We start from the raw sequence: 473 nt of genomic DNA, 5'->3' as shown, positions 1-473 counted from the left end.
GCCCTGGTAATCCCCCCAGATCGGTTCGTCAATCGTCACATTGAAGTTTTTGATATCTTTTTCTGTCATTGAGCCGCCGAATTCCTGCACTGTTTCCGCAAGCTTTTTGGAGAATGCACCGTCATAGAATGCTTTTGTGCCTTTGTACTTAATAGCTGTAAATGTTTTGGCTAAGTCTTTTTGGATGAGTGTGTCTCCTTCTTTCAGAGGTTCTCCGTCCGGAAGAAACACGTCTTTTGCAGCGGTGTGTGATAATTTGTCTTTATAATCTGAGATGGCATCAGCTAAAACCGAATCGATCGGAAAGCCTTTTGAGGCAAGTTTAATGGAAGGGGTGATGAGTTGTTTCATGGAGCGTGTGCCCCATTTGTCGAGCGCTTTTTCAAGTCCTTTTAATGTTCCCGGAACACCGACTGCAGTCCCTTTAGTAACGCGTTCGGAGAAAGGGATAGCTTTGCCGTTCTCGTCAAGGA

At 45.2% G+C, this 473-nt stretch carries 1 protein-coding gene; it reads right to left on the bottom strand.

The genetic code is table 11. The annotated features are described in order from the left end of the window. The coding region (locus ACTD9P_RS29785; RefSeq protein ID WP_438870440.1) for a gamma-glutamyltransferase at positions 1-473 on the bottom strand (473 nt) is incomplete at both ends.

The sequence above is a fragment of the Pseudomonas onubensis genome (genome assembly GCF_965653655.1).
GTDB lineage: Bacteria > Pseudomonadota > Gammaproteobacteria > Pseudomonadales > Pseudomonadaceae > Aquipseudomonas.
Note: the sequence above shows the minus strand (reverse complement) of the source record. Positions and strands in the feature narration are given on the sequence as shown.